The 13380-nt window shown below is 49.0% G+C and carries 12 protein-coding genes; 2 read left to right on the forward strand and 10 right to left on the reverse strand.

Annotated elements, in window-relative coordinates:
- Nucleotides 1-4 precede the first annotated feature (4 nt).
- Nucleotides 5-1267 carry a ribulose-bisphosphate carboxylase large subunit family protein gene (locus SK3146_RS13800; protein WP_249865585.1) on the reverse strand — a complete coding sequence of 421 codons (1263 nt, stop codon included), beginning with the start codon at nucleotides 1265-1267 and terminating at the stop codon, nucleotides 5-7.
- Between the two features lie 324 nt (nucleotides 1268-1591).
- Between SK3146_RS13800 and SK3146_RS13805 the strand changes: the two genes are divergently transcribed.
- The gene (locus SK3146_RS13805) at nucleotides 1592-3370 is read left to right on the forward strand and encodes a methyl-accepting chemotaxis protein (protein ID WP_249865586.1); all 1779 of its coding nucleotides are present in this window, start codon (nucleotides 1592-1594) and stop codon (nucleotides 3368-3370) included.
- Between the two features lie 459 nt (nucleotides 3371-3829).
- Here SK3146_RS13805 and SK3146_RS13810 read toward each other — a convergent pair whose 3' ends face one another.
- The 5 genes from SK3146_RS13810 to SK3146_RS13830 all read right to left on the reverse strand — a co-directional run bounded on the left by SK3146_RS13810 (nucleotide 3830) and on the right by SK3146_RS13830 (nucleotide 9370).
- Entirely contained in the window at nucleotides 3830-5950 is a 2121-nt protein-coding gene (locus SK3146_RS13810) for a diadenylate cyclase (protein WP_249865587.1), read from the reverse strand.
- A gap of 620 nt (nucleotides 5951-6570) precedes the next feature.
- Complete coding sequence (locus SK3146_RS13815) at nucleotides 6571-7737, reverse strand: cysteine desulfurase family protein (protein WP_249865588.1); 1167 nt, start codon at nucleotides 7735-7737, stop codon at nucleotides 6571-6573.
- Nucleotides 7738-7932: 195 nt separating this feature from the next.
- Nucleotides 7933-8454 (reverse strand): NUDIX hydrolase, encoded by a 522-nt coding sequence (locus SK3146_RS13820; RefSeq protein WP_249865589.1) that lies wholly within the window; start codon nucleotides 8452-8454, stop codon nucleotides 7933-7935.
- A 125-nt stretch (nucleotides 8455-8579) separates the two neighbouring features.
- Entirely contained in the window at nucleotides 8580-9038 is a 459-nt protein-coding gene (locus tag SK3146_RS13825) for a hypothetical protein (protein WP_249865590.1), read from the reverse strand.
- A 74-nt stretch (nucleotides 9039-9112) separates the two neighbouring features.
- Nucleotides 9113-9370, reverse strand: coding sequence for a hypothetical protein (locus SK3146_RS13830; RefSeq protein WP_249865591.1), 258 nt, complete (start codon nucleotides 9368-9370; stop codon nucleotides 9113-9115).
- 460 nt (nucleotides 9371-9830) lie between these two features.
- Between SK3146_RS13830 and SK3146_RS13835 the strand changes: the two genes are divergently transcribed.
- Nucleotides 9831-10247 (forward strand): VOC family protein, encoded by a 417-nt coding sequence (locus tag SK3146_RS13835; RefSeq protein WP_249865592.1) that lies wholly within the window; start codon nucleotides 9831-9833, stop codon nucleotides 10245-10247.
- Between the two features lie 79 nt (nucleotides 10248-10326).
- Here the strand turns inward: SK3146_RS13835 and SK3146_RS13840 are convergent, their stop codons facing one another.
- The 4 genes from SK3146_RS13840 to SK3146_RS13855 all read right to left on the reverse strand — a co-directional run bounded on the left by SK3146_RS13840 (nucleotide 10327) and on the right by SK3146_RS13855 (nucleotide 13379).
- A complete protein-coding gene (locus SK3146_RS13840) occupies nucleotides 10327-10752 on the reverse strand; it encodes an SRPBCC family protein (RefSeq protein ID WP_249865593.1) in 426 nt (141 codons plus the stop codon).
- Between the two features lie 75 nt (nucleotides 10753-10827).
- Nucleotides 10828-11787 (reverse strand): sigma-70 family RNA polymerase sigma factor, encoded by a 960-nt coding sequence (locus SK3146_RS13845; RefSeq protein ID WP_249865594.1) that lies wholly within the window; start codon nucleotides 11785-11787, stop codon nucleotides 10828-10830.
- Nucleotides 11788-11996: 209 nt separating this feature from the next.
- Nucleotides 11997-12137 (reverse strand): hypothetical protein, encoded by a 141-nt coding sequence (locus tag SK3146_RS13850; RefSeq protein ID WP_249865595.1) that lies wholly within the window; start codon nucleotides 12135-12137, stop codon nucleotides 11997-11999.
- Nucleotides 12138-12566: 429 nt separating this feature from the next.
- Nucleotides 12567-13379 (reverse strand): TrmH family RNA methyltransferase, encoded by an 813-nt coding sequence (locus SK3146_RS13855; RefSeq protein ID WP_249865596.1) that lies wholly within the window; start codon nucleotides 13377-13379, stop codon nucleotides 12567-12569.
- Nucleotide 13380: the final 1 nt, after the last annotated feature.

Raw genomic sequence — 13380 nt, forward strand, 5'->3', positions numbered from 1 at the left:
CTTGTTATTTAGAAAAAGTACGTATCGCCTGCCGCAGCTCTTCGTGCCGCTCCGCGTAGTCTGCGAGCGGAATGCCTTGTACCGCCGCTTCCCACCCTTGGCGTACGCTGCGAACTCCGGCCGCAATGCCGCCCGGATGAGCAAGAACCCCGCCGCCGGCGACCATAATGACATCCGTCGTTTGCACAGCTTCGTACGTAGGAACGGCCGTTCCGGCCCATTGCGCGGAAGATAGCACCGGCATGACCGGATATCCACCCAAAAACGGCTTCATGCAATCTTGAATCGCACGTGCAACCGTTGCATTATCCTCAGAAAACTTATTGTTAAGTCCGTTGGTATGCAGATGATCGACCCCGGCCAGTCTGCAAAGCTTTTGGAATACCGTAAAGCTCATTCCCAGCAGCGGACTTCTGGACATCGCTCCCCACTGGGTACGATGACCGTGTATCGGAAGCTCGGAAAAGCTGCGTAAGTAGGCTGTTCCGGCAAAGCCTAAGCTGTTGACACAGGCCATTACACAGGTTCCTCCGGCTTTCACGACAAGATCGTGGTTCCGGCGAAGCTCATCGATGTCACCTGTAATGTTAAAAGCGTACATGACCTTCTTCCCTGTCCGATCCGCCACACGGTTAATTTCATCCATGACAACCCTTACACGCTGCTCCAGCGGTGCAAATGCAGGATTAGCGCACAGCTCGTCGTCCTTAATGAAATCGATTCCGGCTTCCGCCAGTTGTCTGACCAATGGTCCATAATCCTCCGTATGCAATCCAATGCTCGGCTTAATAATGGTGCCGATCAACGGACGATCGTGCACGCCGCTCAGTGTCCTCGTACCTTCGATACCGAATTGCGGACCCGGATATTTGTTAGCGAATGCATCCGGCAGCTCCAGGTCGATTAACCGCAAACCGGAGAACTCGCCCAATTCATACAAATTTCCGGCAACCGTCGACATCAAATTCGGCAGCGAGGGACCCACATTATCAAGCGGAAAGGACAGGACGACAATCGCTCGCCGATAGCCCGCGCCTGCGCCGCTCTGTTTGGGAACCTTTGCTCCAGGCAAGGACGGATGGTCGACCGATTCAAGCTCGGTAATGCTTACAACGCGAGCGCCGTGCATCTCCTGCAGCTCCGGCGTTTCACCGGGTACGGATATGAACGTTCCCGTCGATTGCTCGCCAGCCATAACCTCGGCGGCGTGTTCCAGAGGATAAGCCGTTTCAATGTAGTAAGAGGCCAAAATCCGATTTTGCTCCAAGATCGAATCCCCCCTGTCTCTGAAAAAACTATTGATGAATTTAGCGTTCAAAACTATGCAACAGAATCTCGGATCTATCTTAGATCTATGTTAGATCTATCTACGTCCTCTATCATATTTAATCGCGCTTTCAGTGTCAATGTTTTTTTAATAATTTAATTATTACCAGTTTGCCCCAATTCCGCCTGAATAAATTTCAATTGTTTTCTTCGAGCCTCCTGCTATATAATGGCCTTTGTGAAATTTTACATATTTGGATTACTACATGAAGAAGACAGGAGACGGAGGCGCAGTATGAAGTGGTTTCATAATTTAAACATTGCTGTGAAGTTTGTTGGATGCTTTGCTGCCATTCTCATTATCTTGATGATCGGCAACGGAATGGGGCTGCTGAATGCAGGCAACATGAATAACAATCTGGTCAATTTGTATGAAAATGATTTAAAAACCATCAAGCAGTTAGGCGAAATATCAAGCTCTTTCCATCTCGTCAACGCTTCCGTAAGCAGCTATGTGCTTTTGAACGGCAGCGACACGAGAGCGAACGCGAAAGAAACGATCGCCGCACAGCAGCAAATCATCAAAGACCGTATGGCATCCATTGCCGGTTCGCCGATAACCGAGCAGGAGCAGAAGGAGCTGGAGCTGGTTAAACTTCTCTGGAGCACCTATCCTCCATCCATCGAGAAGGTGCTGCAGCTTGCGGACCAAAATCAAACGGAATTTGCCAAGTCGGTGCTTGAGAAGGAATTGTTGACCAAGCAGGATGGTATCGATCGAACGATTCAAGGCTTTATCGAATTGAACCAGCAAAAGGCCGACACTCGATACTCGGCTTCTCTCGGCCAATATCAATCGATCAAATGGTCCACCATTATAATTCTGGCGGTGTCGCTGCTGCTGTCCGCTATCGTCGGCACCATCATGACCTTCTCCATGCTGAAGCCGATCAACCGGCTGTTAGCTGCATTCCGAAGCATGGAATCCGGGGACCTCTCGAAAAAGGCCGAAATCAACCGCCGGGACGAATTGGGGCAGCTTGCCGCCGGTTTTGAGAACATGAGGCAAAGCGTCGCCTCCATCGTGTCGCAAACGAAGCAGTCCGTGGGCGTATTATCTGCCGTTGCCCGCGATATTCGCCAAGATGCGCTAACGACGGGCGAAGCTTCGCAGAACATTTACGGCGGGCTGAAGGAAGCTGCCGTTATGTCGGACGAGCAGGCCGCTCGCGTGTCCGACGACGCCGTCGTCATCAAGGAAATGTCCCTTGGTTTAAAACAGGTAGCAGCCGCTATCGACAACGTCAGCAGCTTGTCAAGCGATATGGAGCAAGCGTCGGATCAGGGCCAGAAGATCGTTGCGACCGCGCTTGAAACCATGCAGACGATACAGCGCAAATCTGAGCAAACCAATGCCGTTGTACAAACTTTAAGCCAGCATTCGCAAGAAATTGAAAGTGTCATGATCACCATCAAACAGATTGCCGAGGAGACCAATTTACTTGCGCTCAATGCCTCCATCGAAGCCGCGCGCGCCGGAGAAGCCGGCAAAGGTTTTGCCGTGGTAGCCAGCGAAGTACGCCAGCTTTCCGAAAACAGCAAAAACGCTGCCGGACACGTTGGGTCCGTCATAAAGCGTATTCTCGAGAGTACGCAGGAGCTTGCCCGTTCCAGCCAAGCCTCAACGGCCGAAATGAATGAGGGATATACGAAAGTAAGCGAGGTATCCGCCGCTTTCCGGCAAATTTTTGAATGGATACGAGCTATGAACGACAGAGTACAAGATATTACGGCAACCATCGAAGAAATGGCTGCCGGAAGCGAGCAAATTGACCAATCGATCAAACGGATTGAAACGTATACCGTCAATTTTTCCAGTATCAATCAAGAATATGCAGAGAAATCCGGACAACAGGCTCATCTCATGGATAAAGTCAACGATTCAGCCGAAGAACTGCTGAACATGTCCGGTGAGCTCCTTGCGCTCGTGAACCGGTTCGTCACCTCGGACAGCGAATTCCAGGAACATTCGGCCAACCACGACGTAGCCCAAGCTGCGGATGATAACCAGCTTGACCGACATGCAATTTCATCCGAAATATAAAAGGCTGGAGTGCGAACGGGAATCCCCCGATTGCGCTCCAGCCTTCCTGTTTCCCTCCCGCATCCCCCAATGTCACATATACGTCATTTCACATGACATACGGCGGTGCAATTCCAACTCATAGGCCCCCTCAGCCTTTGATTGTTGATTTTAAGCCGCGCACCCCGTGCGGGATGCGACACCGATTGCCATCAATCAGCCGTTACTTAAACAGACAGGAAATGAACCCTCCGCACAAAAAAATTACCAATAAATCCCATGTGCATTTCAATTTCCTTGTTCTTAAATTTATAACATTCGATGTTATTATATTATTCATAGTTTTAGACAACTCTCATACTTCAAACCAACCGTGCTTGATAATCCAACGTTTCAGGATTCGGTGCGAGGGTGCTCATCCCTATACAGAAATGATAGCTGCTCTCCTCATCTCACGATTAATTTAACATTCCGCTTTGCTTACTGCTCGGAATCCGGCGAGATGCTGTTCCCCGTAACTAATTGCTGCAATGCCGCAGCCACCTCCGGATGTTTCGACTCCCATTGCTTTCCTTTCTCTACCAACTGCTTGCCCAGTTCGGTTTCACCCCAGCCTTCCCCTTTACGCTCTGCATAACGAGTAAGTGCATAGATCAGAAGTTCCGGGCTAAAGCTAGCCACCACCATAAGTTCTTCGTTGTACGAGTCTAGGTTCTTCTCAAACATTGCGCTGATGAAATCGTCTATTGCTTCTTCGTATCTGGTCATAGAAGCGTAAAGTCTAGCACGGTTGGCAAACAAGATATTCTTTTGACTGGCTTTAAGTCTCATGGATTGATTATAATCTTCCAACGCTTTTTTATAGTAGTCGTCTTTCATCTTGGAATCCTCGGATATATCCCCATTAACATGCAAGGCGATTGCACGCCGATTGTAATCATTATAGTTGATTTCTTTAGATCCATTCGCAATAATATACTCGGTAATATCCAGAAACTTTTGTGCTATTTGTACCTGTTCCTTCCCAACTGCCTCGTAACAATAGTTAAGGTATGACCTTACCAGCAATCTGCGATAATAAATATACGGCTTCTCGCTATGATCAAGAACCTTTTCGTAATATTCCGCAGATTTCTTATAATTCTCCTTTTTAAACCAAGTATCACCCAGAAGAAAATAATTCTCATCGTCGATTTCGACGGTTCTTCCCGCTTGCGCCAACCGTTCCTCGAACGATTTTACTTTTCCTTCCGCAATCTTCTCTTTCTCGGTTTCCTTGATGTAATCAACATATTCCTTGACGACTTTCCGTGCCGTTCTCTCCGTAATCGGCTCCGGTATTAAATTCACCATACCGTCTTCGGAGATAATAACGATGACGCAGGGCGTTGGCTCCAGCTTCAGCTTCTCCAGATAACGATGCGCTGAATTGAATCTGGCGCCGCGGCTGGCGTCTCCGATATGTTCTTGCGCCAGTCCGTCGAGAATGACGCCGATAGCATGGCAAGAAGCATCGGTATCGCAATACAGCGCGCCGTCGATCGCCGTCAAATGCTTGATGAACGCAGAATTCAGCTGCGTCTTAATAATTGGCGTAGATTGCTTCTTCAATCGCCGTACTTCCGCCTCGGCCGTATCCGGTTTGGCGATGACAACCATCGTGCCGCTTTGCTGCCGGGTCGCCTCTTTTATTAATTTGCATAGCTTGTCCAAATTTTTCTCTTGAATCGTCGTATCGTCGGCAAAAACGGCAGAAGCAATCCGCTTGAATAAATCCGGATCGAACCGGTCGCGCCCAATTTCAGGGTTCTTAAAAGATATCCCTAGCAGCTTCGTTGAAACGATGCGAAGATTGGTCGTCATTTTGAATAGCTTCTGGTCTTCGTCCGCCTCAACTCGTTTATCTGTGGCTGCCTCTTCTTGCAGCGTGATCAGCATCAGATCATAACGGGACAAGCCTTTGAATTCCAGCTTAAACACACTATCGGTTCCCAGCAAGCTCCAATCGACTTCTCCGATCCCATAGATGGTTTGCTCATCGGCAATAAGGAACAAGTCGCGCTCATTATTGGTCATCTCCAGCAATTTGCGTATCCGATGACCGTCCTCCAGGGCAATCCCTTGGTCCCTTTCGAATTGAATCGCGTAATTCACCAGCCCGGTCCGCGTGCTTAACAGCTCGCTGCTCATGAGCAGCATGCACCCAAATGGGCTCTCTCCCTCATAAGTTCTGGTAGCAATGCCCTCGATTTTCTCCATCAGTGTATTCACATAGTATTGTTGGTTCGGTTCTTGATACCCGCCAAGCAAATATTCAGGGTCAGCTTCGCCCGCTTCCGTTACATACTGCTGAATCTTGCCTAGAAATACGCGTGCCATACGCTGCAAGAAACCGGCCTCGTTCTCCTTGTACTTGGACTCCAGCTCTTCTCCGAGTCTGCCGTCCGCATCCTCCTTATAGTAATCGGCGAAATAATAATCAAGCACCATCCGGAGAAAGGAGAACTGCGGCATCTCGTAAAACATATCGTAAACTTGCGGTCCGGCATAATCTATCGACAAAATATAGACCAAATCAACTGGCTTCCCTTGCAGAGTCAAGTTTAGCTTGTTAGGATAAAGGATGCTTTTTGTCGAACTTTGTATAGAAGCCGGAGCAGCAACCGGTTGAGTCTTACCTATAAAATCCTCCAATGCTGAGTCCTCTGTCGAGTCCTCCGCTGGGTACTCTGCCGCAGCATCAGCCGCCGGCTTCCTGTTGCGCGATTTTTCCGCAATGCTCCGGTTCAGCTGCTCTACGGAATCCTCCCACGGCAGGTCAGATAAACCAAGCTTGGTCAATACTTCGTCAGGCCCGGCTAACTTCTCGAGTATGACCCGCGTTTCTTCATCGCGCGATCCGGTCAAAATCCGTTTAATTCTAGCAGACGCCCGCGAACTACTTTCTTCCTGACATGTAACAGCGTACAGTTTAAGCTCTAACCGATCATCCAGCTTCCGCACCATTGCTTCAAGGTGATGATATACGGCTTTATGAATATCCTCAATAAGTTCCAGCGACATAAGGTCTATCCCTCTCCCAGTTCCTTCATAATGTTTCTATAATACCATAGAACTGGAAGAATACGACCATATTTTAGCAGTAATGAACTACACAGAACATGACGATGAGGAAGCGTCAAGCCTAACGCCAGTCTTTTCACTGACTTCGGCCCCATAGATCACATGCGGATAATAGCTGGAAGGCGCTCTTGAAACAAAGCGAGGACGGTCTCGATCTCTTCCCTCGTCGTAAATCGGCCCAAACTGAATCGGATGGCGCCCAATCCTTCATATTCACTGACGCCCATAGCCCGAAGCACCGGAGAAAGGGAAGTACTTCCGGAATGACAAGCCGAACCGGTGGAAGCCGCGATTTCCGGAAATTGACGCAATATGTCTTGGCCGTTCATTCCTACGAAGCTTACGTTTAACGTATTCGGCAGGCTCAGCTTCGGATCGCCATGGAATCGAACCCGATCGCCGAAAGCGGAGCTAAAGCCTTCACGCAATGCTTCTCTCAGGACACGCATCGCCGGGGAGTGAGCGTGCTCGGCCGCCAGCTCCGCTGCTTTGCCCAGTGCGACAATATACGGCACATTCTCCGTTCCCGCACGTCTTCCGTCTTCATGGCCGGCACCATGTACCAAAGGAGCAAGCTCTACTCCTTCACGCACATAAAGCGCCCCGATGCCCTTGGGAGCATACAGCTTATGTCCGGCGACGGACAATAAGTCCACCCCTAGCGAGTCGACTCGGACAGGAATTTTACCGAACGTCTGCGCCGCATCCGTATGGAAAAGTATTCCACGCCGTTCGGCGATTTTGGCAATATCCTCAATGGGTTGGATCGTTCCTACCTCGCTATTGGCATGCATGACGGAAATCAGGATCGTATCGCTGCGAATCGCCCGTTCGATATCTTCAGGCGCTACCCTGCCCAAACGATCGACCGGAACATAGGTCACCTCTGCGCCAAGCGTTTGAAGGAAGGCACAGGGGTTTAATATCGCCGGATGCTCAATCGTCGTTGTAATAATATGACAGCCCCGCCCCCGCTGACGTGCAGCAAAAAAGACGCCTTTCAAAGCATGGTTATTGGCTTCCGTTCCGCCGCTTGTGAATATAATCTCGCCGGCATTGGCCCCCAAAGCGGCAGCTATCTTGCTTCTCGCCGTCTCTATCGTCTCTTTGAGCGTTGCTGCAGCCCAGTGCGATGAGGAAGGATTGCCGTAGTGCCGCTGCAGATACGGCCACATTTCTTGAAGCACTTCAGGAGCCACCGGCGTACTTGCGTTATAGTCCAAATAAATCGAGTTTAGTGCATCTGTGCCTGATATTCCTGCCATTCATATACCCCTTCCTCCACACGAAATGCCGTAAATCCCGCATTGTGCATAATCTCCACAGCCTGCTTATTCTTCATAAGGATGACAAAAAAGTCTGCGATTTCGAATATGTATTCAATCAATTACTTGAATTACAAACGTCATATCGTTTTATCGTCAAGCTCGATTGAACCAAAATAGAGCAGCCCATCGAGACTATAGCTTCGTGGAAAAGAACTCCATTGCTTTTTCAAGTATCGTCTTATCGCGTAAAATCATAAATTTAGCCGAGTACTCCTCACAATTCCGAGCTGAGTTATTCATCGCTTCTAATGCTTGGTCCAGCGGCATCCATCTTGTTTCCATACCAAGCCGCGCTTCATTCTCACTAAGCATCGTGACGCCTTTCTTACAGGCCTTGGCTATAAAACAGTAGGAATATTGCATAAACTGATTTCTGTTCTTATGCTCCTCGATGTAACCTAATTCATGAACAATTTCGGCCTCATAGCCTGTTTCTTCTTTGATTTCGCGCAAGAATGCCGCTTGCCTATCTTCTCCTTCGTCTACGCCTCCGCCGGGCAACTTGTAAAGTTTTGTTTTGGCCATATACATCATGGCTACGTTCATCTCTCCGTCTACCAAGACGCCTCTGGACCCATAGCGTGAAACCTTGTCTATCCATACAGGGGCGCCTCCCATAAAATCGCTATCCGTTATTCTTTTAATCAACCGCATCCAATCACCGTTCCTTGTAAGCGTAGTCAAAGTTCAACTCGAGGATATTTCATCATAAATTCGCAGATCTGAGACGCACTTGGCGAATCATTTTCACGATCTTCCAGATCGATATAAAGATGAAGTCAGTCAAGATCTCCTACTTCCCCTTGAGACTTCATATTTTCTCCAGTTTCTATAATCTTCATTGTTACATTCGGCAACCACATTAACATCGACATTATCGTATCCTTTGATTTTTCCGTTCCATCCCATCCGCGATTAGCCAGCATTGTCTTTACAATATATGGAGCAAACACTTTCTGTAATCTCCAATTGGTTATATACTTGGATGATGTTATTACAATCGAATAATTGCGTCGTCTTCTTGTTCTTCCAATGACTTTGATCTCCTCATATCCATCTCCCCACAACGCTGGAAAACAATACACTTTTGAGTTGGGGGAAAATTTCTTCGTCCCTTTTCCTATTACTTTTGCTTCTCCAACATATCTTTCTTCAATAATATTGCCGACAAGACACCAAATAAATGGGGGATTATCCTGATTTATGAATTCCTCATCTCCATTATTTGAATCCTTCAAAATATCACCCAACCTATGCCAGCTTGATGAATTTCTTCTCCGACAATTCGTTTGTTTTCTCGCAAATAGTCCTACTACCTTAATAACTTCAACCTCTCCAACTTTCCTTGACCCTTCCATGAAATATCCTTTAACCCTGGTTGAATTCGGTGTCGATGTACGGCTTCTCGCATTTCGGGAATCACGACCCACATTCTTGCCGTCCCTTCTAATGCAATCGCCATCTCGCGATCTAAAATAATCTCGCCTTGTTTATCAACGAATTCTGGATGGATCATATAGAGGCCAGTCTTGGTTATGTCGTCAGGCACCCATATCACAATTTTCACCATCCCATCATACTATGATGAAATACTTAGGTTTAGGCTTGGGTAAAAAATTCGAGATCGCCCAGGAATTTCCTTCTTCTGTATGCCGCGGCAAAGAAAAAGACGGGAGAAACGCTTGGGGAAAGGCCCTTGCATTTTCCAGTCTTTGTGAGTGGTGGATACTAATTTTTATTCAGGGACAGTTTTGTTTCCATACCGTGCCCTCATTCCGTCACTCCATACCCACCCTATAATTGTCATATATTCAGACGAATTCCTTTTTAGAGAGGTTCGATCTTTATCCCTGTACAATAAGAATGAGCAACCTTACGGGAATGGCGGGTATCCGAACTCAACACCAAGTTATTTTTCAAAATTGACGCTTCCGAATCCATGAGACCGATGAATTCCCGGATCGGCTGTCGTCTATATAAACGAAGGCATAAATGAACACAAACTAATTTGACGAAGAGGTGTTTTGAAAATGGCATTAACGTCCGCATTCACGAGCTTCAACCTGCCTGTAAAAAACGTAGAACAATCGAAGGCGTTCTTCACCGGACTCGGATTCGAGCTCAACCCGCAATTCCCCGACAACGAGAATTCGGTAGCCATCGTGATCGGCGACAACCTGCAGGTCATGCTGATCCATCAAGCATTCTTTAATACACTCACGGAGAAGGAATCCGTCGATACGAGCAAGTATGCGCAGATGACGATCGCATTAGCCTTCGTAAACCGAGAAAAGGTCGATGAAATCGTAAATACCGCGGTCTCCTTGGGCGGGAAATTGCACGCTGAACCTGAAGATCATGGGTTCATGTATCATTGGGGCTTCGTGGACTTGGACGGCCATCTGTGGGCCATTAACTACATGAACATGGATGCGGCACAAGGTTAAGGCTAACGGAAAACACGCTCGTACTAAGGTTCAAAAAGAAAGACGCCGGGCATCTTCCCCTGCGTCTTCTTCGCGATGATTAGTTTTGTTCGGTATAGGCTTTGAAATTGTCCATGATCGCTTGCCAGCCTGCTTGCTGGAACTCGACGGGATTGGAGCTTTCCGCGTCGAACGTTTCAATGACCTTCGTCTCATTCTCTTGATCGACGAAAGCAATATCCACTCTTCTTCCGTCTTCCATGGTGTAGCCGATCGCCTCATGCCGATTCACGACATCGTAGACGCCGCCAAAATCAAAGCCCATGCTGCCATCCTTCGCTTCCATCCGTGTCAGAAACTTGCCGCCGACCCGCAGATCGTTTTCGGCTTTCGGCGCATGCCAGTCCTCGGACGCTTGATTCCACTTCGTGATATGATCCGGCTCGGTCCAATAGCGCCATACCTTCTCGACAGGGGCTTGAATGACGGCTTGCACGGTTACTTTCGTCGGTTGACTCATTTCCATTTTAAATAGACACCTCTCTCATGATATTCGTCGTTTGGTTATTCTCAATGTATAGACGTAAGCCGATGGCGAAATTCATCGGTCAATTCGCTCAGGCAGCCCAAATCGCGAAAATAATGGCGTATGAATGAAGTTTTGAACGTGCAGAATTTGATTTTCTTTGGTTTCGATAACGTGGATGCCCCAGGGTACCAGGCCAGAGGAGCCCTCTTTGTTCGGCATATACTGGGCCAACGCCGGATAACCGCCATTCACCGTAATGGGCACAAATCGCGAACCTTCGCAATGCCAGCGAGTAAGCGAATAGAAGGCGGACAAATCTTCCTTGCCGCGAATCCACATCTCGAAGGGCGGCATCGACATGCAGCCTTCCTCGTGGAACAACGCGACGAGCGCAGCAATATCGAATTGCTCGAAGGCCTCCACATACCGGGACAGCAGCAGCTGCTCCGGTTGAACGTCCATGCTGCTGAGCTCATCCGAGCGAAGATGCGCCCGATCCATCGTCTCTCGGGCTCTTTGCAAGGCGCTGTTCACCGCTACCGGCGACATCGCCAACGTTTCCGCGATCTGCTTGGAGGACCATTCAAATACATCCTTCAAAATGAGTACCGCGCGCTGCCGCGGAGGCAAAGTCTGCAGGAGAGCGATGAAGCATAGACGAAGGGTATCTCTGCGGACGAGCCGATCCTCCGGATTGCCCCCAAAGTCGGGAGACGGCCAGATCCAGGCAGAGTCCGGCAGCGTGTTGCGCGGCTCGACGATGGCGACGGCCGGATCGAACAGGTCAACGGGAAGCGCGCGGCGTTTGGATTGTCTCAGCTTGTCCAAGCATAGGTTCGAGGCAATCCGATAGACCCAAGTTTTGAACGAAGAATCCTGTCTGAACGTGCTCCAGCTCTGCCAGACCCGAATACTCGTCTCCTGAACAGCATCATCCGCATCGTCCATGGAGCCTAGCATTCGATAACAGAACGAGGTTAAGCCCGGCTTCAAGCTTGAAAATAATGGTTCGTCAAATGCTTTCTCGTTCATCGCGGCCTCCCTTATCGCTCTCCCCGAAGGGCATTTCCTTCATTATATGCAATGAAGCGGACAGCCTCAATAGAATAAATAAGCAGGATTATCAGCCCTCTCAACCTGATTGAAGTTATGAATCTATCGAAGCCTCTTTACATTATCGCCAGGTTTTATTATTCCTGGACAGTTATTTGGGTAAGTGGACAGGAATAATTGTTGTTTGGTTAATTGCACTTTTCTTTCAATAATTCAATAATCCTTTCGTTTTGATCAATTTGAGTTATGATATTTGAGTTAAGTTTTTGAATAGCAACAAATATTCCAAACAATGCACCTAAAATTAAGAATCCAACAAGACCGCCCATAATTGACTCCTTTCATCAAAAAACATGGTTTTGGAACACAAAACATTTCCATTGATATTCATCATAACAAACTCAATGTCCTTTTTACGTAATATATCCATTGGGTATGGTGGCACTAATCTGCCCGTTCGTACGCCACCGGCTCAGTCCAATTTTAGAAATAGCTGTTTCTACAGCTGGTTTACTTTTCTCAACCTCAATGTCGCTCAAGCTGCCCTGAGAAAACTCCTATCTTTTGAGCAAAATTGTTATTGCAACAATTTCGCTACCAATTTCTCACACAATTTCCCATCGTATCTTGAAATGAAGTGAAGTTCATACAGATCAAGAGACAAGAAAAATCCCGATGTGTCAGGGCTTTGAACCACATCGGGACTATCTTAGTTGTGACAAAGTGAATTACAACTCACATTAGTCATGTATGATCGCTCAGCTAACTCCCCGCTGCCGCATCGCCTCAAACAGCACGACCGTCGCCGCCATCGCCGCGTTCAGCGATTCGGCCCGGCCTTGCATCGGGATGATGATCTCCTCCGTCGCCAGAAGCGATACTTCTTCGGAGACGCCCTGTCCTTCGTTGCCGACAACGAACCAGACCGGCTCCCGGAAGTCGTACTCATAGCAGCTCATCTTAGCCTGCAAGCTGGTGGTCACGATAGCCGCCCCGGCGGAAGCCGCTTGCGGCAGCGCGTCCCGCAGATCGCCTTGCACGATCGGCAGATGGAACAGCGAGCCCATCGTCGAGCGGACGGTCTTCGGGTTGTACAAGTCGACGGTGCCTCTGCCGAGCAGGACGCCCGTCGCTCCCACCGCATCGGCGCTGCGGATAATCGTCCCCAGGTTGCCGGGGTCCTGGATGCCGTCGATGACGACGACAAGCCCTGGCGCCGCGGCGGCAAGCAGATCGCGCGGCTCATAGCGCAGCTTCGGCAGCACGGCGAGCACCGCCTGCGGCGCGAGCGTATCGGTGCATTTCGCCAACACCTGCTCGCTGACGGCGACGCACTCGATGCCCGCTGCAAGCGCCTGCTCGAGCAGGCCGGTCGGCAGCTCCTGCTGCCGGTCCGAGGCGACGATAAGCGTCTCCACCGCCGCCCCCGATGCCAGCGCTTCTTGAACCAGATGAACGCCTTCGATGATGAATTGTCCCTGCTTGTCGCGGCCCTTTTTGTCCAGAAGCTGGGCCCAGCTCTTCACCCTCGGGTTATGAACGGACGTAATGGATGATTCCAATAAAGTCATA

It is taken from the genome of Paenibacillus konkukensis (genome assembly GCF_023523925.1).
Taxonomy (GTDB): Bacteria; Bacillota; Bacilli; order Paenibacillales; family NBRC-103111; genus Paenibacillus_S; species Paenibacillus_S doosanensis.

What these genes read in the sequence shown, in the direction of transcription:
- SK3146_RS13830 (WP_249865591.1), bottom strand. Translation starts at nt 9,370, where the DNA reads ATGGTGAAAATTGTGATATGGGTGCCTGACGACATAACCAAGACTGGC.
- SK3146_RS13855 (WP_249865596.1), bottom strand. Translation starts at nt 13,379, where the DNA reads ATGACTTTATTGGAATCATCCATTACGTCCGTTCATAACCCGAGGGTG.
- SK3146_RS13850 (WP_249865595.1), bottom strand. Translation starts at nt 12,137, where the DNA reads ATGGGCGGTCTTGTTGGATTCTTAATTTTAGGTGCATTGTTTGGAATA.
- SK3146_RS13820 (WP_249865589.1), bottom strand. Translation starts at nt 8,454, where the DNA reads ATGCGGTTGATTAAAAGAATAACGGATAGCGATTTTATGGGAGGCGCC.
- SK3146_RS13840 (WP_249865593.1), bottom strand. Translation starts at nt 10,752, where the DNA reads ATGGAAATGAGTCAACCGACGAAAGTAACCGTGCAAGCCGTCATTCAA.
- SK3146_RS13835 (WP_249865592.1), top strand. Translation starts at nt 9,831, where the DNA reads ATGGCATTAACGTCCGCATTCACGAGCTTCAACCTGCCTGTAAAAAAC.
- SK3146_RS13815 (WP_249865588.1), bottom strand. Translation starts at nt 7,737, where the DNA reads ATGGCAGGAATATCAGGCACAGATGCACTAAACTCGATTTATTTGGAC.
- SK3146_RS13845 (WP_249865594.1), bottom strand. Translation starts at nt 11,787, where the DNA reads ATGAACGAGAAAGCATTTGACGAACCATTATTTTCAAGCTTGAAGCCG.